16 protein-coding genes and 1 other annotated feature are annotated in these 22,193 nt (G+C 36.5%); all 16 genes read right to left on the bottom strand.

Annotated features, from left to right (window positions below):
* Position 1: 1 nt before the first annotated feature.
* The 16 genes from I589_RS00230 to I589_RS00155 all read right to left on the bottom strand — a co-directional run bounded on the left by I589_RS00230 (position 2) and on the right by I589_RS00155 (position 22,181).
* A complete protein-coding gene (locus I589_RS00230) occupies positions 2 to 2,683 on the bottom strand; it encodes an AAA family ATPase (protein WP_010770160.1) in 2,682 nt (893 codons plus the stop codon).
* Positions 2,680 to 3,897: a metallophosphoesterase gene (locus I589_RS00225; RefSeq protein ID WP_010770161.1), complete on the bottom strand. Its 1,218-nt coding sequence runs from the start codon at positions 3,895 to 3,897 to the stop codon at positions 2,680 to 2,682. Before I589_RS00225 ends, I589_RS00230 begins: the two co-directional genes overlap by 4 nt.
* 194 nt (positions 3,898 to 4,091) lie before the next feature.
* Positions 4,092 to 4,547, bottom strand: a complete 456-nt coding sequence (gene tnpA / locus I589_RS00220) for an IS200/IS605 family transposase (RefSeq protein ID WP_010770162.1) — start codon at positions 4,545 to 4,547, stop codon at positions 4,092 to 4,094.
* 237 nt (positions 4,548 to 4,784) lie between these two features.
* A complete protein-coding gene (locus I589_RS00215) occupies positions 4,785 to 5,930 on the bottom strand; it encodes a 5-methyltetrahydropteroyltriglutamate--homocysteine S-methyltransferase (protein WP_010770163.1) in 1,146 nt (381 codons plus the stop codon).
* 79 nt (positions 5,931 to 6,009) lie between these two features.
* Positions 6,010 to 6,238, bottom strand: a binding site (T-box leader).
* A gap of 166 nt (positions 6,239 to 6,404) precedes the next feature.
* The gene (uxaC, locus tag I589_RS00210; RefSeq protein ID WP_010770164.1) at positions 6,405 to 7,790 is read right to left on the bottom strand and encodes a glucuronate isomerase; all 1,386 of its coding nucleotides are present in this window, start codon (positions 7,788 to 7,790) and stop codon (positions 6,405 to 6,407) included.
* Between the two features lie 13 nt (positions 7,791 to 7,803).
* Entirely contained in the window at positions 7,804 to 8,883 is a 1,080-nt protein-coding gene (gene uxuA / locus I589_RS00205) for a mannonate dehydratase (RefSeq protein WP_010770165.1), read from the bottom strand.
* 17 nt (positions 8,884 to 8,900) lie between these two features.
* Entirely contained in the window at positions 8,901 to 10,484 is a 1,584-nt protein-coding gene (locus I589_RS00200) for a mannitol dehydrogenase family protein (RefSeq protein ID WP_010770166.1), read from the bottom strand.
* 339 nt (positions 10,485 to 10,823) lie between these two features.
* Positions 10,824 to 12,599: a glycoside hydrolase family 2 protein gene (locus I589_RS00195; protein ID WP_010770167.1), complete on the bottom strand. Its 1,776-nt coding sequence runs from the start codon at positions 12,597 to 12,599 to the stop codon at positions 10,824 to 10,826.
* Positions 12,600 to 12,725: 126 nt separating this feature from the next.
* Complete coding sequence (locus tag I589_RS00190) at positions 12,726 to 14,738, bottom strand: glycoside hydrolase family 88/105 protein (RefSeq protein ID WP_010770168.1); 2,013 nt, start codon at positions 14,736 to 14,738, stop codon at positions 12,726 to 12,728.
* Between the two features lie 68 nt (positions 14,739 to 14,806).
* Positions 14,807 to 16,591: a glycoside hydrolase family 2 protein gene (locus I589_RS00185; protein ID WP_034684476.1), complete on the bottom strand. Its 1,785-nt coding sequence runs from the start codon at positions 16,589 to 16,591 to the stop codon at positions 14,807 to 14,809.
* A gap of 72 nt (positions 16,592 to 16,663) precedes the next feature.
* The gene (locus I589_RS00180; protein WP_010770170.1) at positions 16,664 to 17,677 is read right to left on the bottom strand and encodes a Gfo/Idh/MocA family protein; all 1,014 of its coding nucleotides are present in this window, start codon (positions 17,675 to 17,677) and stop codon (positions 16,664 to 16,666) included.
* 20 nt (positions 17,678 to 17,697) lie between these two features.
* The gene (locus I589_RS00175; RefSeq protein WP_010770171.1) at positions 17,698 to 18,858 is read right to left on the bottom strand and encodes a Gfo/Idh/MocA family protein; all 1,161 of its coding nucleotides are present in this window, start codon (positions 18,856 to 18,858) and stop codon (positions 17,698 to 17,700) included.
* On the bottom strand, positions 18,858 to 19,733 hold the full coding sequence (locus tag I589_RS00170; RefSeq protein ID WP_010770172.1) for a sugar phosphate isomerase/epimerase family protein: 876 nt from the start codon (positions 19,731 to 19,733) through the stop codon (positions 18,858 to 18,860). The genes I589_RS00175 and I589_RS00170 overlap by 1 nt, the downstream gene beginning before the upstream one ends.
* On the bottom strand, positions 19,726 to 20,412 hold the full coding sequence (locus tag I589_RS00165; RefSeq protein WP_010770173.1) for a hypothetical protein: 687 nt from the start codon (positions 20,410 to 20,412) through the stop codon (positions 19,726 to 19,728). The genes I589_RS00170 and I589_RS00165 overlap by 8 nt, the downstream gene beginning before the upstream one ends.
* Positions 20,413 to 20,418: 6 nt before the next feature.
* Positions 20,419 to 21,303 carry a carbohydrate ABC transporter permease gene (locus I589_RS00160; RefSeq protein WP_010770174.1) on the bottom strand — a complete coding sequence of 295 codons (885 nt, stop codon included), beginning with the start codon at positions 21,301 to 21,303 and terminating at the stop codon, positions 20,419 to 20,421.
* Positions 21,304 to 21,308: 5 nt separating this feature from the next.
* Complete coding sequence (locus tag I589_RS00155) at positions 21,309 to 22,181, bottom strand: carbohydrate ABC transporter permease (RefSeq protein ID WP_010770175.1); 873 nt, start codon at positions 22,179 to 22,181, stop codon at positions 21,309 to 21,311.
* Positions 22,182 to 22,193 lie beyond the last annotated feature (12 nt).

The raw sequence follows: 22,193 nt of genomic DNA, 5'->3' as shown, positions 1-22,193 counted from the left end.
GTTAGTCTCCTATTCTTATCACTGGTTGATTCAGCTCTTGATAATAGCTTACCATTTCTTGGTCGGAAGAAAAACAAATCACCTGATATTTTTTGCTAAATTCATATAAGAGCTTTGCCAAACAATACTTTCTTTGATGATCATAATGTAACCAGCCGTCATCAATGATTACTGGTGACAATGCCCGATCTCCTTCTAAAGATAGATACGCAAACCGAATAGCCATCATTAATTGATCTTTTGTTCCTGTAGATAGTTCATACAGAGAAAATGACTGTTGTTGGCTCACAACAGCTAATACTCCAGACTCCAAGGTTAATTGATGATATCGGTTATTCGTTAGAATGGCTAAATATTCACCTGCGCGCTTCAGTAATTGCGGCAGTTGGCGTTCTGAAAGCTCTGTCGATAAATCCCCCAAAAAAGCGGCTGCTACTTCTAGTGCGCCCCACTGTCTAGCTAAAGAAAGAAGGGTTGCCTTTTGTTGACTTTCTAATTGGTAAAGCTGATCTAACGTTCCATCAGCTTGCAGCGTTTCTACTTGAAGCTTGTTTCGTTGCAGCTTCTCTGAAAGCTGATTTTTTCTTTCATTTAATTGTTCTTGTGATGCGGTTATCGCTGTTAGCTGCTCAATAAGTGTCTCTTCTGTTCCCTCTTCTTCAAATAGCTGACCAATTGTTTGAGACAGCTCTTCTATTCGCCTCTGCTTTGCCTGATTCTCTTCTTCTTGCTGCAAACGTGGAGGAATTTCAGATAAATAAGCAATTCCTGTTGCTTTAAATAAATCCGTTTGATCAGCCAACACTTCTTTTTGTTTTCTACGTAATTGATTCATCTGTTGCTGTAGCAGTGTGTTTTGCTGATAGCTCTGAGCAAATTTTAGCTGCTCCATCTCTTTAGCAAACTGATTGATTAACTGCATCTTTTCAGCTAATGATTTATCTTGAATAGGGACCCATTCTTTTAAAAATTGACAATCTGCTTCTAATTCATCTAACTGCGTCTGATGCGCTAATGCCCGTTTGTGGATTCTTTGTTGTACCTGAATCATTTCCACATAGTGCGTAATTTGATACGCATTTTCTTTAATAAGTTGGATGTCATTCAGTTTTCCGAGCCGATGTGCTTTAAGATACGCTGAAATTTGCTCATTTTGTTTTTCAAGTTGTTCATCAAGTAGCCGCTCCTGAGAATTCTCTTGCACTAATTTTTCTTCATAAATATCCAATTGATTCAGTTTTTCTTGCCACTGCTCTTTTGCATTTTGCGGAGACTGTCTGTTTCTTCCAAATAAAGTATACAGACCTCCTCCAATACCCAAAATCATGAGAATAAAAAATATAAAACGTAGAGGTCCTGAAAAAAATAGTCCTGCAATCAATCCAATAAGTGAAATAAGCCAAGGAATAGGCGAGATAGTTTTTTTCGCTTTCTCTTTTTGAAACATTTCTGGATGATTCATTTCTAGCTGATTTACTTCATTCTCCACCTGATTTCGTTGTTCTTGAAGCATTTCTTTTCGTACAAGCCCTTGCATTCGAGATTCTTCTATTTGATTCATTTGCTGGATGTACGCATCCACTACATCTTGTTCCACAGCAATGGGCGGGCTCTTTCTATCCCAGTGCCACTGCTGCTCCATTCTAGTCAGTTGAAGTTCTTTTTCTTGATATTCATTTGCTAGTCGCACTTTTTCTTCGCTTAACAAGTGAACAGATACCTGCTGTTCCAGCAATTCTTTGATTTTTTCTTCATTTTCTAAATAAAAGTAATAACGCGCTGACTGCTGATCCATTCCACTGTGTTTTTCTAATTGCTGTTCAACCTCTTCTAACTGACTAGCTAATTGTTGATGATGTTGATAAACGGCTCGTAGCTGTTCTTTTTGTGTGGCTGTTAATGTTGGCTCTTGCCATGAAGCTTTTAACTGATTCCATTCCTTATAAAGGGGAAGATTTAATTGTTGTTGTCTTAACTTACTTAGCTTTCCTTCGCCCTTTTCAAGTAGTTTTTTTATCTCTGCGTATTCTTTTTCTAATTGCTGCTGTTGCCGTATTAATTCACTAAACTCTGCTTCTTGTTCTTGTTTTCTTTGTATTTGTTGTTGTAGCTGTTGCCATTCTGTCAGCAAGTGATTTAAAGGGAGCTTTTGTCCTTTCTTTTTAAAAATACGCTGTGCCTGTGTAAGATATTCCTGCTTTTTTTGAAATAAGCTTGTACTTCCTGAAATACCTAAAGAGATGAGTGAATCATGAAGCTCCTCTTCCTTTAAAGCATCGAGTTCGGTTAATTGTTCTTGCTGAAAGGTAAACACTTGCTGAAATAATTCCTGATTTAGCGGTGAGAGTAACTTTTTAAGCAGCTTTTCATCTCCAACCTGTGTTCCTAACATCACTTTTGCTTGTCCTCTATTTTGTTGACGAAATCGTTCAATGACAATAACGCCATGAACAGGTATTTCCAGCCACAGCTTTCCGCCAAATGCAGCGCCATCTTTTGGGGTATAATCTTTTTTTCTTTTATTTTTTGTAGGAAACCCAAATAACATTGCTTGAATAAACTGATAAAGCGTCGATTTTCCAGCTTCATTCGTTCCATAAAGTAGCTGATTGGACTGTTCAAAATCAAACACTTGATTTCGCCATTTTCCAAAAGCTGTAATTTCTGCTTTTAAAAGCTTCATTCCTCTGTGCCTCCTATCGTAAACTCTGAATGGATTAGCTGCTGTCCTTTTTGAAGGACTTCTTGATGAAACGCATGAGTCTCAGACAGCAGTCGATGTGCAATCGGATGACCATAAATTTCAGATAAGATCTGCTGAAATTCTTCCGTATCCTCGTAAGATGTAAAGAGTTGCTCGGCTAATTCTTTACTTGCTTCTATTTTTATTTTATCGTTCTCTTGTTCATAGGTTAATTCAATCGTCCAAATACTTCCTTTAATTGAGGTTTCTTGTCGAACATTTTCCAATAGATAGTGAACAATTTCCTGATTTTCAACACTTGTCTGAAAATCTTTCCCTAAGTGCTCGAAGTTAGTTAGTCGTAATCGAATTAATTGTCGCTTCTCAACTGTATTCTGCTGAACGTTCTCTATTTCTTTTAATGCTTCTTGTCTGGTTCTGCTATTTGCTAGGGAGACTTCTTTAGTTACCCACTGAATTTCATCCACTGAAATCACTTTTTTTTCAATGGTTCCTTGATGAATATCAATCAGTAGAACCCCTTCCACCTGTTCTTCCTTTTGTGTATGTCCCTGGGGAGTCCCTGGGTAAATAACCATCGGCTGATTACTCAACTCAACAGGTACATGAATATGCCCTAATGCCCAGTATTCATAGCCTTTTTGTCTCATTTCAGATAATTGAAACGGGGCATAATTCCCGGTTTTACCTAGTTCACCATGATACATACCTAGGTGGACATCTACCTGATGTCGATTGGGAAATTCCCTGATTTTTTCTGTTTGTATCCATGGACTCGTATAACTAAATCCGCTGATTGCGATTGTTTCACCTAAACGAGTTTTCCACTGGAGGGTTTCAACTTTTTCTGAGGTAAATAAATAAACATTTTCAGGAAATTCAAACCAATATCGTTCACTTTGATAGTAGTCATGATTTCCAAAAATTAAAAAAACAGGAATCTGCCTGTCAGATAGTCGAGACATCTGCTCGAAGAAATGTTTTTGTGTGCGCAATGACGGACGACTCTGATGAAAGGTGTCTCCAGAAAAAAGCAGACAATCGACTTCCTGTTGAATCGCTGCATCGACAATATTTTCTAAGACTTTTTGATTTACTTCCAAAAATTCCATTTGGCTGTCAACACTCATTCCTGCTAAACCTTCAAATGAACGATCTAAATGTAAATCTGCTGCGTGAATAAACTTTACCATAAATGGAATCCTCCCTACTTTACTCCTTATCATACCATTTTAAAAAAAACTCGTCACTAAAAATACGAAAATTTGTTCGTATATTCATTATAAAATCAGTAAATAGCCCTAGAAGGGCTCACTACTTGCTGCTCCCTTCAAGGGAGCTTTTTTAAGAGACCGCCAACCGCTATCTCTCTATTTTTTTCTAGTCTTTATTTGCTAAATGGGTCGTTGTACTCTCTTTTACTTATACTATCTCTTACTCGATCTTCTGCTTCTTGTTCTCGTATATATTTTGCAATTGTTTTTTGATTTAATCCTACAATACTCACGTAATATCCTTTGGCCCAAAACGATCGATTCCCATAGTTATATTTCAGATTCCCATGACGCTCATGGATAATTACAGCACTTCTCCCTTTTAAATAGCCCATAAAACCTGATACACTCAGTTTAGGCGGGATTCTTACTAACATATGAATATGATCTGGCATCGCATGGGCTTCGATAATCTCTACCTCTTTCATTTCACACAGTTTTCTCAATATTTTCCCAATATCTTGTCTTAACTTTCCATAAATGACTTTTCGTCTGTATTTTGGCGTAAACACAATATGATACTTACAATTCCATCGAGTATGTGCTAAACTTTTATCGCCATTTGACATAAAAAAACTCCTTTCGATTTGATAACGGTTGGTAGCCTTTATCTAGTATATCGAAAGGAGTTTTATCGCTAAAGCTACTTCTTCCACGCGCAGTACGCGTGGTTTTTTTGTTTCAATCACTTTAGCGATTGAAACCGACTAAAGTCATTAACAAAAAAACGAGAGACTCTGACCATCTTCTCGTTTACTTATCATATGATTACTAGTAATTTTCTTTTTAATTAGAAACTGCTTTTTTTAACAAGACCACACCTCTTCAGCGATAGAGCGAATAAATGCTATTTTTGCCCACTGCTCCTCCTCGGTTAACACATTTCCTTCTTCTGTAGAAGCAAAACCACACTGGGGACTCAAAGCAAGTCTATCTAATGGAATATAGTTTGAGGCTTCATAAATACGGTCGATCACTGCTTGACGATCCTCTAATTTTCCTGATTTTGAGGTAATGAGTCCTAAAACGACCAATTTTTCTTCACTGACGTTTCTTAAAGGAGCAAATCCACCTGAGCGCTCAGAATCGTATTCTAAATAATAAGCAGAGACATTCTCTCTATTAAATAAAGGATCCGCCACTTTCTCATATCCGCCCTCTGCCGACCAGGTTGAATGATAATTTCCGCGACACACATGAGTAGTTACAACTAAATCACTCGGTAGCCCGCTAATTACCTGATTATTGATATTCAAAAGCTCCTCTTTTAGCTGAGTTCGTGTCTCATCTTCTGACTGTCCATCCAAGATAACTCCTTCTGGCAAACCTCCTACAAGCATTCCCCATGTACAATCATCTAACTGCAGCGAGCGGCATCCTGAATCGTATAGTTCAGAAATCACTTCTTTATAAGCCTTGATAATTGCCTCTATCAATAATTCTTTTGTTTCATAAACCGCTGCAACCTCTTCTTTATTCTCAGGTCGAATTAATTCCTTATAAAATTGTGCAGGTGCAGGAATTGTTTGGCGAGCCTCTACTTCATTTGAGGCATGTTTTTGAACAAACTGAAAATGCTCGACAAATGGATGATTTCTTCCGCTAATTTTTCCTGTCAGCGTGGCCGTCTCTGCACGTGTTTCCTCTGCCGCAAATCTATACCCATGGGAAGCCTCTTTAAAACGTACCCCATTAAGCCCCCAAAAGAAGTCTAAGTGCCACCAGCTTCTTCGAAATTCTCCGTCTGTCACAGATTTTAAGCCAGCTTCTTCTTGCTTATGAATCAATTCAATAATCAATTCATCCTCTATCAGTTTCAGTTCTTCTAAAGTCAGCTCGTCTGCTTGAAACTTCTTTCTAGCTGCTTTCAATCGTTGAGGTCGTAAAAAACTCCCCACTGTATCATAGCGAAAGGGTACCGTCTTTCTCTCAGTAAATTTTGTTGTTGTCATTTTTTTCCCTCCATTTTTCTAGTTTCGTTTCATTTTTCCCAAATAAAAAAGTCCCTTTGCCACACAAAAAATTGTATGACAAAGGGACGAAAAACTCCGTGTTACCACCCTAGTTTATGTAGCTCTTACAAACTACACCTCGACGATTCCTACTGAAACCCGGCAATATAACGGTTGCCACCGTCTACTAAGCGTAAACCCAGTAAAGCACTCAGAGCTCATCTTCACTCACTCATTTAGTCCCCTTTCTCACCAACCGGGTTCTCTTACCTAAATTTATCAGCTACTCTTCTCTTCAACGTATTTTCAAATTAAATTTTCATTTTATTTTAATAAAATTATAGAGGGTGGAGGAAGAGTTGTCAACCACCTTTTACTATCGCCTATTACATATTAAGAAAACTTTTTCGTGATCCTAAGAAAATAACACTTATCAAGACTTTTTCTAACCTCTATCTATTGGTTTAGTATTCCCTAAAATCCAAAATAGTGATTCGCATTTTCATAAGCAACCTTAGAAATGATTTTACCTAAATATTGTCTATCATCTGGCAATTGCCCTTCCTCCACCCATTCGCTTACTAGCTGGCAAAGAATTCGACGAAAATATTCATGTCTAGGATAAGAAAGAAAACTTCTTGAATCAGTTAGCATTCCAACAAAGTTTGCTAACACACCTCCTTCTGCTAGCGTAGTTAGTTGGTAGCGAATTCCTGAATAGGTGTCGTTAAACCACCAAGCAGAACCAAATTGAATTTTCCCTCTTGTTTCCGATTGAAAACATCCCATGAGTGCTACTAATGGTACATAATCTTTCGGATTTAGTGAGTATAGAATCGTTTTAGGTAACGTATCTCGTTTGTCTAGTTCATCAAATAAACGGCTTATCCCTGATTCAATCTGTCCATCCCCCATTGCATCTGCCCCTGCATCAGGACCATAGGCTTGGTATAATTTTTGATTATTATTCCTTGTCGCCATTAGGTGAAGCTGTGCCGTCCATCCTTTTTTTTCATAAAGACACATCAAATCAACAGCTAAGCCAAATTGGTAATAATAGACTTCTTCCTTTGTTAATTCTTCACGTCGCATTCTTTTTGAAAATAATTCAGATAGTTGTGTCCGATCATAGTCAAATGGATGAAGAGCTGAAAAGCTATGATCAGATAGTTTACAGCCCATCGTAGAAAAATAATCCATTCGTTTCTCCAATGCATAAACTAGCTCCTCATAACAGGTAATTTTTACAGTTGATTTTTCAGAAAGCGTATCAATATACGAAAAGTATTCCTCTAGCTGAATATTAATTGCTTTATCTGGTCGAAAGGTCGGATACACATGAAAAGCATTTTCTTCTTTCAACTTCTCATGATACTCCAGTGAATCAACAGGATCATCTGTAGTACAAATAACTTTTACATTCATCTGCTTTATAAGATTTCTAGTAGACATCGTTTCTTCTTGAATTTTTTGATTGGCTTTCTCCCAAATTATGGAGGCATTTTTTTTAGTCAGCTGCTCGTCAATTCCAAAAATACGTTTCAATTCTAAATGAGTCCATACATATAGGGGATTACCTATGCATCCTTCAATTGTTTCAACCCAAGCAAGAAACTTCTCATAATCCTCTCCGTCACCCGTAATTAATCTTTCAGGGACACCATTAGCACGCATTAATCGCCATTTATAATGATCTCCGCCCAACCATGCTTGTGTGATTGTTTTAAATGGTTGATCTTCATATATTTCTCTGGGATCCAAATGGCAATGGTAGTCAATAATTGGTTGATTTTCAGCATATTCGTGAAATAATATTTTTGAGCACTCATTTTTCAACAAGAAGTCTTTATCTAAAAACATGTCATTCTCCTCATTACTCTTTATTTTTGTTTTTTTCAATTGCTTCCCATAATCCTAATAAATAAGAAGCACCTATCGCACGATCATATAAGCCATAACCTGGACGCCCAGTTTCTCCCCAAATCATTCGACCATGATCTGGACGAATATATCCATCAAAGCCATTCTCATACATCGTCTCTAAAATCCTATACATATCAAGTGACCCTTCAGAAGATAAATGTGGCGCTTCATAGAAATCTTTGTCATTTCCTAAATACTTGATATTTCGAACATGAGCAAAAGGAATTCGATCACGTTTACAGAACTCTGCTAAAATATCATAGACATTATTCGCTGGATCTTCCCCTATACTCCCAGTACATAATGTAATTCCATTTGATGGACTATCTACCACATTACAAATCCAATCTAAATCCTCTCTGTTTTTTACGATTCTCGGTAAATTAAAAATAGAGTACGGAGGATCATCTGGATGAACGGCCATTTTTATTCCCACTTCTTCACAGACAGGAATGATTTCTTTAAGGAAGTAGGCATAATTTTCTCGAAGCTTTTCATCGTCAACTTCTTTGTAGGCATCAAATAAATGCTTTACATGAGCAAGACGCTCTGGCTCCCACCCAGGTAAAGTATAGTCTGAAGTTGATTCTTCTACTTCTCGAACAATTTCTTCTGGAGCTTTATCAATACCAATTTTTTCAAAAGCCATTGTAGATGAACCATCCGGAAGAATATAGTTTAAATCCGTCTTTATCCAATCAAATATAGGCATAAAATTATAGCAAATTACTTCAATTCCGTGTTCAGCTAAGTTACGAATCGTTACCTTATAATTTTCTATATATTGTTCTCTGCTTGGTAAGCCAATTTTTATGTCATCATGAACATTAACACTTTCAATTACTTTCATTGTTAATCCAGCTTTTTCAACTTCATCTACCAAGGCTTTAATTCGATCTTTCGGCCAAACTTCTCCCGCCGGAATATCAAATAATGTCCCGACAATTCCTTTTATTCCAGGAATTTGTCTAATATCCTGTAGCTGAATTTTATCCGCTTCTTTTCCATACCATCGAAAGGTCATTTCCATTTGCTTTTCCTCCTAATTTACTGGACCGTCTCATGTAATGTCTGACGAACAGCCCCTTCTTTTCCTATCATTTTTTTAAAGTATCCTTCAATTTTTTCTCCTATAGCAGCTTCATATAAGTTAATTCCAAAAATAGCTGAATTGGATAAAATAGGTGCCACTATCTGATGAATGTCTCCTGTATATCCAAGGCTTATTTCCCCTAATTTTTCCTGAAGCTCATGCAACAACGGATCTGGACTTAACTGAGTTTGTTTGCCTTCATCATCTATTCCTAAAATATAACGTAACCAACCAGCAATACTTAGCGGGATGTAAACTAGAGATTCTGCTGTTCCCTGCTCATTCACATATTTTTTTATCGTTTCACCAAATCGAATAGAGACCTTTTGTGAAGTATCTGCAGCAATTCTCTGTGGCGTATCAGGAATCATTGGATTTGGCAATCGTTTTGTGATTACCTCATCTAAAAATGTTTGAGGGTGAATAATTCCAGGATTTTCAACAACAGGTAATCCTTCTTTATAGCCGACACCTCTAACCAGTTGACAAATGTCTTCATCGTTCATTTCTTCTGCAATAGACTGATATCCTAGCAAGCAGCCAAATATGGCCATTGCCGTGTGTAATGGATTCAAGCAAGCTGTCACTTTCATTGCATCTGCCTTATCAACGATTTCTCTTGTTGTTAAAATCACTCCTGCTTCTTCTAATGCTGGTCTCCCATTTGGAAACTCATCCTCTATCACTAAATAATGCGTTTGCTCTGTGTTAGCAAAAGGAGCAATATTCGTTCCCTTTTCTGTGTGAATTAAAGAAAGTCCTTCAATTCCTTGCGCACGCAATTTTTCTAATACATCACTGGATGGATTCGGTGTGATTCGATCAATCATTGTCCACGGGAAAGTGATTTTTGTCGTATCTAAGAGATACTCAATAAATAAATTATTTACATAACCCAAACGCTCCCATTCTGTAGCTACTTTTACTACAGCTTCTTGGAATTTCTGACCATTCTTAGAAAAGTTGTCTGTTGAAATTACAGCAAGCGGATTTGCACCGTTGATGAATCGATGAAATAGCAAGCTTGTAATGATGCTCATTGTGTGTGTTGCATGCGCTGGTCCAGATTCAATATCCCTTTTCACTGCTGTTGATAGTTCACCAAAACTATCTGTTAGTAAATAGCCTTTTTCTGTAATGGTTACTGTAATCATTTGCAAGAAAGGGGTTTCAAAAATAGCTTGCACTGCTTGATAGTCTGACTGATTCATTGGCTGACAAAAATAACTATCCACAACTGAATTCAATAATTTTTTTTCTAATTCTCCATCATCATACATAATAACTTCTAAAATATTGTTGTCATATGGATGGTAAGCACTATCAATGACCTGTTCATCGAATGTTTCACAGACAATGATACCGCTTTTCATTTCTTTTTTATCTACTAATTTCTGTGCAATCTCTGCATGAAATGCTCGAAATAAATTTCCTCCACCAAAATGGACCCATTGAGGATAGTCCTTTGTATAGGAAATAAGTTCTTTTTTTTCCGCTAATGGCATTTTTATCCCTTTTATTTTATTCATTTCTTTCATAGTAAATTCCTCCTAGTCAAAATCACACGTAAACTGACTTTCCTGAATATCTTATAAAATACACCTACAGATATATCTTCGATAACTATGCCAATTCTCAAGCACTCTTCTTCAGTTCTTTTCTGTAGAGTACTTGTGTATTCCGCAAATTCATAAACCTCTAGTGTCCAAAATGAACAGTTAGCACAATCTAATGAACGAGATTTTATCAAGTCCAGCAACAATACTCAGAAAAATTACCAATTGTGTATAAAAAATTCCTTTACTCACCTACTCACAATACGTAAGAAGTACACTGTTTTAAATAAACAGCTATCCACGGATTCTTATCCTAGATACTTAACGTGTCCGTCTTTCATTGATTTCTCTTATGCGGCTTACAGGTAATTTACTCGTTCTATTTACATCTAGTAAACCATTAATTTCCTGTTCTACATCTGTTAGCTGTGTATAACAATAACCCACTAAATAAGGAATTTTCTGGATGGATTCGTGTATTTTATCAAATCTTTTTAGAAAATCATCTTGTGTATTTACCTGACTACCATATCCCCAATTTTCTTTTTCATTTGACGTAAACGCAATTCCACCAAACTCAGAAATAATCACTGGTTGTCCTGTATATTCATATCCATCTGCAAAAGCATACCACTCTTCATTAAATTGATACTCATTTCCAGTAATTTTCTCCTTGTCTTTGTATCTGTTTGTAAAACGTTCCCCAAATTCTTCATAATCATGGAGAGTGAGAATGTCAGAAATTGTATGAACCCACCCATCATTTGTAATAACTGGACGATTCGGGTCAATGGTTTTTGTTAAATGGTAAATCATTTCTGTAAATTGCTGTTGTTTCTTATCCGATTTAACCCCTTTAATCCCCCACGACTCATTGAATGGAACCCATGTAATAATCGATGGGTGATTATAGTTTTGCTGTACAATTGCCCGCCATTCGTCTGTAAAATTCTCTACCGCCAAATCATTAAATACATACGTAGATGCCATTTCTGACCAAACAAGAACACCTTTTTCATCACATAAATATAAAAAACGTTCATCTTCAACCTTCTGATGTTTTCTTAAGCCGTTATATCCTAATGCAAGAATTTGATCGATATCTTTTTCCATCGCCTCAATGGATGGTGGAGTAATGCCTGATTCTGCCCAATATCCTTGATCCAAAATTAGCCGCTGATAAATTTTTTGATTGTTTAACAGTACCTGACCTTTTTCTATACTTATTTTTCTCATGCCAAAGTAGCTATCTACACAATCCACAAGCTGTCCCTGATGATCCCACAAACGAAAAGTAACATCATATAAATTAGGCTGCTCTGGTCGCCAAACCTTCGTACCCCAACAGGCATCTTCCTTTATCCGTGTATCTAGAGTAATTTGTTGCATTTCATGAGAAAGTGTCACCCTACACTGATTCACTAATACCTCTTCAAAAGACACGTCAATTTCAAGTTCATACGTCGCATCCCTTGCAGCGACTCTATCATGTAATGATGGCTCAAATATGATTTGATCATTCTCAAAATCAGGAGTCATTTTCACTTGCTGAAGTCGCTGTGAATGAAGGTGGTCTTCTATCCAAACCGATTTCCAGATTCCTGTTGTTTGTATATACCAACAGCCAAAATTATCCTTTAACCATCGTTGTTTTCCTCGTGGTTGTTCGCAAGCGAGAGAATCTTCAACACGTACAACAATCAGATTCTCTCCTTCAACAAGAAAATCAGACAGCTCAAATTCAAAACGTTCATAAGCACCTTGATGCGCACCAATAAGGTGACCATTCAACCAAACCTGACTGAAATAGTCCACGCCCTCAAATAAAATAGATTTAGCTTTTTTTTCGTTTATCTGAATTTTTTTCTGATACCAAACTACCTGATGATGTGAGGAATCAAAAATACCACTCAACTTCGTTTCATACGTAAATGGTACTTTGATTTGGTGAGTTGATTCAAACCCATTAAACCAGCGTTTCTCTATACCAATTTTCTTATCATCAAAGGAAAATCCCCACTCACCATCTAGTAGTTGCCAGCTCTCTCGAATAAATTGTGGTCTTGGATGTGCTCTGCGCACAACTGTTTTTCTCACATTCTTCTCCTACTTTCTTTTGGGTTCAGCCCCAGCCTAAATTTCATTACTTTTCCGATTTGAAAAAATAGAAGAAAAAACTTGAGCCTCTCCCAAATCCTTTCTTCTATTTCTAATAAACATTTCTTAATTTACACCACTTTTTCTATTCATTGTTTTTTTCATACGCTCATACTCGACTCCCGCTAGAGCGACAATTCCTGTCCCATGTGCATCGTTTAAAAGCCAGCCTAATCCATGATAGTATTCTCGTGAAAATGAAAACCCTGATCCTCTGCACACTCCATATAAATTACCATTTTTATCGATACAATATTCCGCCAGGCCTTCCCATGCTTTCATCACTGATTGCTGCGATTTTTCCAGTAGCTCTTCACTTAAATAACCTTTTTGAATTCCACGAGATAAAGCACAGATAAACATTGCAGTAGAAGAGCTTTCATAATAAGTTTCTTTATCGTCAAGCAACTGATGCCATAGTCCATTTGTATCTTGTTGTGCAATAATCCCTGCAGAAAATTCATTATAAAAAGCAAGAAGCTCTGCTCTTCTTTCATGAGTCGCTGGCAACTTATTTAACAGCTCAGATAGCGAGAACAGTACCCAGCCATTTCCTCTACTCCAAGGTAATACATTTGCCTGTTTAAAGCGTGTATCATAGATATGACTCATAAGCTGGTTTTCTTCTATAAAAAATCGTTTTCTAAAAAAGACCATTTGATTGATTGCATCGGTTAAATAAATCTCATTTTGACTAATCTCCCAATAGCGAACAAGAAACGGTACACTCATATATAAATCATCTACCCACATCGTGTCATTTTCTCTAAAAAACGCACCATCAGGCTGTCTTAACGTTCTTTTTTCCATGAAATTGGCTATCCGTTGCGCAATTGGAAACACTCTTTTATCCTTTTCATAATGAAGACTTTCCAGTAGCAGGCTACCAAATGAACCACAATCATCTAGCTCTCTCAACCAATAAAATTGCGTATTAATTAATGGATAGTGATAGTTCTCTTTATCCCATTGTCCATACGTATCATGTTTGACAATTTGTTCGACAGAATGTAGAGAGTAGTTTTTCCATCTCTCTTCTGAAAAATACTCGCTCGCCTCAAAAAATCCATAGAGTGTTACCCCCATCCAATATGTCCAGTGAGCAAATAGACTACTATTTCTCGCCAATCGAATATGCGCATCCTTCAATGGAGCTTTCCAATAGATTGCCTCACCACAGGCATCCTCCTGTACAACTGAAAAATCTGAGTCAAATATTTTTTTTGCATTTACAGGTCCACAATAAATCCAATTAACTGCTGAACATTGCTCAAACCATTGGAATTTTTCTAAGTCCTTGGATAGTTGCTTCCCAATATAAGTAAGGTTTAGCCATTGTCCTTCTGTCTTGGTTTGTGCTAACTGCCCATTGACTATAGGTGTACCATCTGAGTACTGAAGAGTTCCTCCTCCAGAATAGATGAACTGTTGACAATTCCATGGAATGTCAAGTTTTATAAGATACTGTTCTTCCTTTGATGACTCAACTACGTCTTTTATTAACTGACATGCCTGCTCATTGAACAGCTCTTGCTCCGAAATATCTGTTAACCTTTGGAGCTGAAATCCTAGTACCGGTAAAAAATAATCTGATTTTTGATAAAAATGGGTAGGATCCCATTGAGGAGCTTCATTTCTTAGTTCAATACCACAGCCAAGCGGTGTTTTTTCCGTAATAATTGTCAGCTGATTCCAGCCTTTGTTTAACGATAAAGATAAAGAGTTCTTCATTCGACGGTTTTCTTGATGAGGAAGGCTTGTAAAAACATGCTCCCCATTTATATAGACTTGAGTAGGTCCTACACAAACAATTTGAAGCTGGATATTACGAGCATTTTCGGAAGGAACATACGTTGTTGCTACTGCCTTTTCTCCTAAAGCAAGATTTTGAGACACTTGATCAAAAGAAACCATGCACCAACCATCTTCTGTATAGGGTTGCTGGCTCGGAAAATCAACAATTGGTATATAAGGTATTTCTGGATTTGCACCTATAAATCGTTGAATCAAATGAGCTAAAATTTCTTTTGTATCATTCCCGTAATTGAATTTTGCACTATCTTTTTTATCAAAATACATATTCATCATTCCTTCATAACGTGGCGGAAGTAACAATCACAAAATCAGGTTCTAACATCAAATCTCATTTAGATTCGTGGCAGATGAAAACGATCATTTATCTCTCTAATCTTGGTTAAATCGCATTTTTCTTTTCGATCGTAGGTTAACAGCCCATTTATTTCTTGTTCTACATCAGTTAATTGCGTATAACAATATCCATATAATATTTCCGAAGTATATAATGCTTCCATCACTCGTCCATATTCAGCCACGAACTCTTCCTGATTTTGTGCTGAAGTATATCCCCAGCCAGGTTGACCTGAAACATCAAACCCAATCCCACCAAATTCTGTTAATAAAATAGGTTCTCCTTTATTTTCAAAGCCTTCTGCATAAATAGACCAGGCAGATGATGAATATTTTAGTATATTTTCCTTTGTACGCAATGTTTCAATAAAAAATGAATATTTCTCTTTTTCTTCTGCATTTCCATGAGCATAGTTATGAATGGCACAAATATCCGTCTCTGTCATCGCCCATCCATCATTTGAAATGACTAATCGTGTGGTGTCTAACGAATGAATAAAGTGATACATTGTCTGAGAAAAATGTTGTTGTTGTCTGCTCCTTTGAACATCAGGAATACCCCAGCTTTCATTTAGGGGAACCCAAGTAACAATAGAAGGATGATTATAATCTCGCTCAATAATTTCTTTCCACTCTGTCATAAGGCGATTAACTGCATCTTCATTATAAAATGGAGCAGAAGCACATTCTCCCCACACTAAAAAGCCCAGTTTGTCAGCCCAGAAAAGAAATCTTGGGTCCTCTGTCTTTTGATGCTTACGACAGCCATTAAAGCCCATCTGCTTTGATAATTGAATATCTGTAATAAATGCTTCGTCATCTGGTGCTGTCATTAATCCCTCTGGCCAGTAGCCCTGATCTAAAACTAATTTTTGATAGTAGGGACGATTATTCAAAAAGATCATTCCGTTTTCCTGATGAATTTTTCTAAAACCAAAATAGCTGGATACTTGATCTACTACCTGTCTCTTTTTGACAAGCTCAAAAGAAACATCAAACAAATTAGGAGTCTCTGGTGTCCATGAGTACCCTTCGCCATGGAAATTATGTCTAAATATTTTTTCATCAAATAAATCTACTGAAAAATCTAATTTATGACTCTTAAAATCAATTTCACCACTCGTAATTTCTTCTTTCCCATAATGAATTAGAAATCTTAATTTTACATTGTCACGTTTTTCATTCAGTTTTGTCTGAATTCTGATTTTCCCTTCATCATATAAAGGAGTCATTTTGATTTTTTCAATAAATTGATCATTCACCTCTTCAATCCAAACAGTCTGCCATATTCCAGTCGTATTTGTGTACCATATTCCACGGCTTTCTTCTTCCCAAAATTGCTTTCCTCGAGGAATAGTTTCATCTGTTAAAGGATCAAACACCCGAACAACTAGATGATTTTTTTCCTGAACATAGTTTGTAATATCCACATGAAAAGACGTGTGTCCCCCCTCATGTGTGCAAACATGTTCACCATTTATATAAATATCTGATAAATAATCAACTGCACCAAAATGCAAAAGGTATCGTTTTCCTTCTCCTTTGTCTATATGAAAATCTCTTTGATACCAAACAATTTCATGTGGCTCAGCATTTCCTATACCACTTTTTTCTGACTGATAGACAAACGGAACATTAATTGTTTGATTAAATTCTCGTCGTTTCTGATACCATTTTTCTTTTAATCCTTTGTTCTCATCGTCGAATTGAAATGCCCATTTTCCATTTAAATTCTCCCAGTTTTTTCTAACAAACTGAGGTCTAGGATACTCATTTTTTCTCATTATTTCTTCACCTTCAACTAATTTCTCCTGCAACAATCATCTACTCCATCTTTATTTCACGTATTCATTCTCTTACTCAGTCAGATTTATCCATTCTCCCGTTTTGTCTGAATCATATATTCCACAAACAAGTTTCAAAGAATCAATTGCATCGTTACAAGCGAGATATGAACGATAGGGGTCTTCTTTTTCTATCAACTGATTAATAAACGTTTGAATCAATCGCTGATGTCCATTTCCCCAATACTCTTTACTTACATTACTTTCTTTCTCATTTCCTAACGGGATAGTCTGGCCATTAATGAATAATGCTTTATTTTTTAGCTCAACCATTGCCTCTTCAAAATCAAATAGGACACTTGGACTTGGATCAGACGAAAAATTATTTGAAGCAAAAATCACCACTGGAACTCGCTCATCAATTAGTGCAGTGCCCATCGCAGAATCTTCCACTTCAATGATTTCGGTTAATCGTGTTTGCATAATCTTTCCTTTTATTTTTTGAGGACATTTGACAAACCAGGAAATCACATCCAAGGTATGGATTGCCTGATTGATTAATACACCTCCGCCTTCTTTTTCCCAAGTTCCTTTCCAACTAGCTTCTGCATAATACGCTTCATTACGATTCCAAGCTATTTCACAGCGGATTCCTTTTAGCTGTCCAAACTTCTCTTGTTTGAGAAGCTCCTTTAGCTTGATAAATGAGGCATTAAATCTATTTTGATAGCAAACTGCATACTCTTTTTTAAACATTTCTTTTGCCCGATAGATTTCATTTGCTTCCGAAACTGTTATTGCCATAGGTTTTTCGCAAATAACATGCTTATCATGTGAAAAGCTTTCTATGGTCATTTCTTTATGCAAGTAATGAGGGGTTGCAATAATCACAACCTCTATAGTCTGATCGGCTAGTAGCTCTTTGTAATCATCATAAACAACAGCTTGATTCATTTTTCCAAAAAGTCGTCCTTTTTCCCTATCACTATCACAGACAGCGACTAACTTTGCTTCTGCGATTTCTCTAATTGCTTCTGCATGAACGGCAGCAATATTGCCACAGCCAATTATTCCAAATGTAATCATTTCATCACACTTCTCTTAATTTAATAGGTTCCATCTGTGTCTAAAACTTGTTCTTCGACCGTTTTTTCTTTTGATCCTTCGACTCGTTTGGTTAACTCTTCTAAAAATTTATCTTCATCTATAGGAAGCGTTACCCAGCTCTCTGTCCATGAAGATAAATGAATCGCATTGGAAATGCTAAGTCCATAAATCCCATCCTCTGCTGGAGAAATCAAGGCTTCCCCATAAAGAATATGATTCACAAAATTTTGTGTCACTTTTTTATGCCCCGTTTGCCCATCAAAAACTACCGGAATCTTTATCTCCCAAACTTCAGGTTCACCAAATCCTCCTTGATAGGTATCATTCCACTCTGTTTCATCCATGACTGTACGCCAAAATTTTAATTGATCCTCTTCAATCACAATCTTTCCCTGTGACCCCACAATTTCAAATCGATTAGTTCCCGGTGTTTCTGTTGTAGTGGTTACAAAAACACCCGTTGCGCCATTCGGATATTCTGCATAGGCGGTTACCTCTGTTTCAACCTCAACGTTTCGTCGCTTTCCATAATAAGCAAAACTATAAATCCTCTCAGGCATCCCACAAATCCACTGCCATAAATCCAACTGATGAGGATCTTGATTCAATAAGACCCCTCCACCTTCACCAGCCCATGTTGCTCGCCAACCACCTGAATTATAATAGCTCTGTGAACGATACCAGTTGGTAATAATCCAGTTAGTTCGTCTAAGTTCTCCAATTTTTCCTGTTTCAACAAGTTCTTTTGCTTTTTGATACGTAGGATTCATCCGTTGGTTATACATTAGTGATAGCGTGAGATTAGGGTGTCGTTTAGCTTCTTCTATCATTTCTCGCACTTTCTTTGTATAAACCCCCGCAGGTTTTTCTACCAAAGCATGTTTTCCTGCCTTTAATGCAGCTATTGCCAAGACTGGATGATCATAATGTGGTGTTGCTATAATCACGGCGTCTACTCGTTCATCTGCAAAAACATCCTCTGCTTGTGTATAAAAATGATAGTCTGCTCCGTACTTCTTTTTTGCTGCTTCTAATTTCAAAGGATTAGTATCACAAAATCCAACAAGTTCAATCCCTTTGATTTCTTCAGACAAAAGATTGCTTGCGTGTAAGTTTCCAATATTCCCGACACCAATAATAACTGTCTTTACGTTTCTCATTACTTCCACTCCTGATTTAATTGATTTACTAGGATTTCTTTCAAAGCTTGGCTAGCAACAGTAAATAACTTTTCTCCATCAGATGCGGCCTTAGCGATAGAAAGCTGTGTCTTTTCTAAATCTGCAAATCCATCGAAGATAGATAAATGCGGTTCTAAAGAAGCAAATCCTGAAAAGTCATCCTCTATCAGCGCCGATAAAACTTCTTTTACCTTCCCATCACCAAGTCCTGCAGGAGTAACTTTTTGATCTGAAAATCGTGCATCTTTAATGTGTATATATGCAATTTGATTTTTTAATAATTCATAAGCATGAGGATAAACCTCGACTTCACACTGAACAAAATTTGCAGGATCAAACGCTGCTTTGACTCTAGGACTATTTAATTCCTGCAGCAACGTAGCACAACGTTCTGGCGTATCACCATAAATATCTTTTTCATTTTCATGTAATAGCGTAATTTCAGGATAGGCTTCTGCTACAGCCAAAAATTGTCGCCATCTTGAAATAACTTCATCTTTGTAATCATCTGGATTTTCTTTAGAATCAATGAAGAAACTAAACATTCGGACATATGGACTTTTAAAAATTCGTGCAATTTCTAAGACATGTGTAAATTTCTCCAGGTGTTCCTCAAAAGGCTCGTCAATTGCTATTTTTCCAATCGGAGAGCCAATGCTGGATATCTCAATAGATTCCTGATCAAACTTTTCTTTGTATTGTTTGGCTTCTTCAATTGAAAAATCACTCACATTTTTCCCATCAAGTCCTCGGATTTCAATATGAGAAATTTGATTTTGTTTTAATACACGAACTTGATCTTCAAAATTTGGTCCGATTTCATCTGCAAATCCTGTAATTGTAAAATTATTCATATAAATCCCCTTTTTCTTTATTTTTAGGTTTCCAAAGAGTCGTTATCTTCTTATCCACTTGTTTAAATACCAGTCCCCAAAAGAACATATTTCCAAATAGAGAATTGATTATTGGCACATAATAGCCAAAGCTTGTCCATAACATGATTAATAGAAATAAGAAGCCCGTCGTAAATGTGTATCTCCAGCTAATGAATCCTGCTTTTTTTACTGTTATTTTCCAAGACTCATCTATTTTTTGGTTTAAAGCAAGAAAGTAAATCACTGCTACTACTAAAAACATTAAGGTGATATACAAAAGAGGAAACAAAAATAATTTCTTCATTTGATACAGTAAAATATAGCTGTCGGCGATAAAAAAACTAATAAGAAAAGTACAAATCACTCCTAGCTTAAATGAATGCCAATAGTTTTTTTTTAAGTTTCTTGTGTACGCACGCAATGTAACTTGCTTATTTCCTATAAACTTCTGGATCGCCATCAAGTTAGGAAATACAAAAAGAAAACCAATTGCATAAAAAATGAATGTATTTACAGAAAAATGAAAAACGAGATTTACAACTATCCAAGGAAGTGAATAAAGAGACATAAACAGACTTAGTTTCACGTAATTATATACAGCATAATTTATTTCTTGAACCATTTTGGGTGAGACGATATTTCGTAAACTTGATAACATTTGATTTTATCCTTTCAATCCGCCAGCTGACATTCCATCAATGAATTGTCTTGAGGCTGAGAAAAACAATAGAATTGATGGTAACAAAGCAATGACAGACATTGCGATAATTTGATTCCAGTTAAAACTACCACCTGTTGTATCCATAGCCATTTTTAATGCCACTGACACTGGGAATTTTTCTACACTTGAAATATAAATCAACGGACCCATAAAATCATTCATGCTCCCCATGAATTCAAGCAATCCTATCGTAACTAATGCAGGCTTAATAATCGGTAATAAAATTCTAAACAAGAATTGAATAGAGTTACAGCCATCCATCATTGCTGCTTCATCATAGTCTCTTGGGATTCCACGCATAAACTGAACTAGCATAAAGATATTAAACGCACTTTGCGCAAAAAGAGTTCCTGCAACCAATGGAACATAGGTATCTAATAAACCTAAGTTCCGCCAAAATAGATACATAGGGATTGTTTTTACAACCCCAGGTAAAAACATAGTAGAAATCATTGCCGAAAATAGAATTTTCTTAAACGGGAATTCAAATCTAGCAAATCCATATGCCACAAATACTGTAGAAATCAACGTAAAGATAACTTTAGGGATAACGATTTTAAATGTATTTATAAAATACGTAGCAAACGTAAATTCTGTTCCCGTTTCCCAGCCCTTTATATAAGGGGTCAGGTCAAATGAACTCGGCCAAAAACCAATAGAACTAAATATTTCTGCATTTGTTTTAAAAGAGGCACCTACCATCCAAATAATTGGATACAGCATCAATAACGCCACAGCCAAAAGAATAATATAACGAACCATGGCACCTATTTTTATCGGTTTTTTCTTCGTTCTTTTTTTTTGTACGACGCTTATGTTTTCTGCCATCTTTCTCACTCCTCATCCACGTAATACACCCATTTTTTCTGAGAAACAAACACTAATCCTGTGAATATCATAATAATGACAAACAATATCCAAGACATCGCACTTGCATATCCCATACGGAAAAACTTAAATGAGTAGTTATAAATCAATAGTGATGTAAACTGTGTTGCTTTAAGTGGCCCACCACCAGTAATTAAATAGGCACTATTAAATTCTTGGAATGCACCAACCATTCCCATAACTAAGTTAAAAAAGAGAGAAGGTGTAATTAATGGCAGAGTAATTTTAAAGAACTGTGTAATTTTACTTGCACCATCCACCTCAGCTGCTTCGTATAACTCTGCTGGTATATTTTGAAGAGCTGCAAGAAAAATAATCATAGAGGAGCCAAATTGCCAGACTCTCAATAAGGACACTACAATCATTGCGAGCTCAGGATCAGAAAGCCAAGGAAGCGGTTCAACACCAAATATACCAATCGCCTGGTTAATCAATCCATCTCCTGTAAACAGAAATTTCCAAATCACAGAGATTGCCACATTCCCTCCTAAAATTGAGGGAATGTAGTAAGCCGTTCTGAAAAAATTAATTCCTTTTAGTTTAAAATTCAAGATCACGGCAATCAATAATGCAAAGACAAGTGAGGCAGGTACAGTTAACAATGCATATTTGAATGTTGCAATAAGTGAATCTATAAATTCCTGATCTGCAAATAGTTCTTTATAATTAGCCAAGCCAATCAATTTCGGATCTCGAACCATCGTAAAATCGGTAAAACTAATGTAGAGAGAATTTAAAAAGGGGTATATTGTAAAAATTAAAAATCCGATAATCCAAGGCGTTACATAAAGTAGACCTGTCCAGTTTTTCTTTCTCATAGTTTGCTTCTC

This window comes from Enterococcus phoeniculicola ATCC BAA-412 (assembly GCF_000407505.1).
GTDB lineage: Bacteria > Bacillota > Bacilli > Lactobacillales > Enterococcaceae > Enterococcus_K > Enterococcus_K phoeniculicola.
This window is presented reverse-complemented; position numbering and strand designations above follow the sequence as displayed.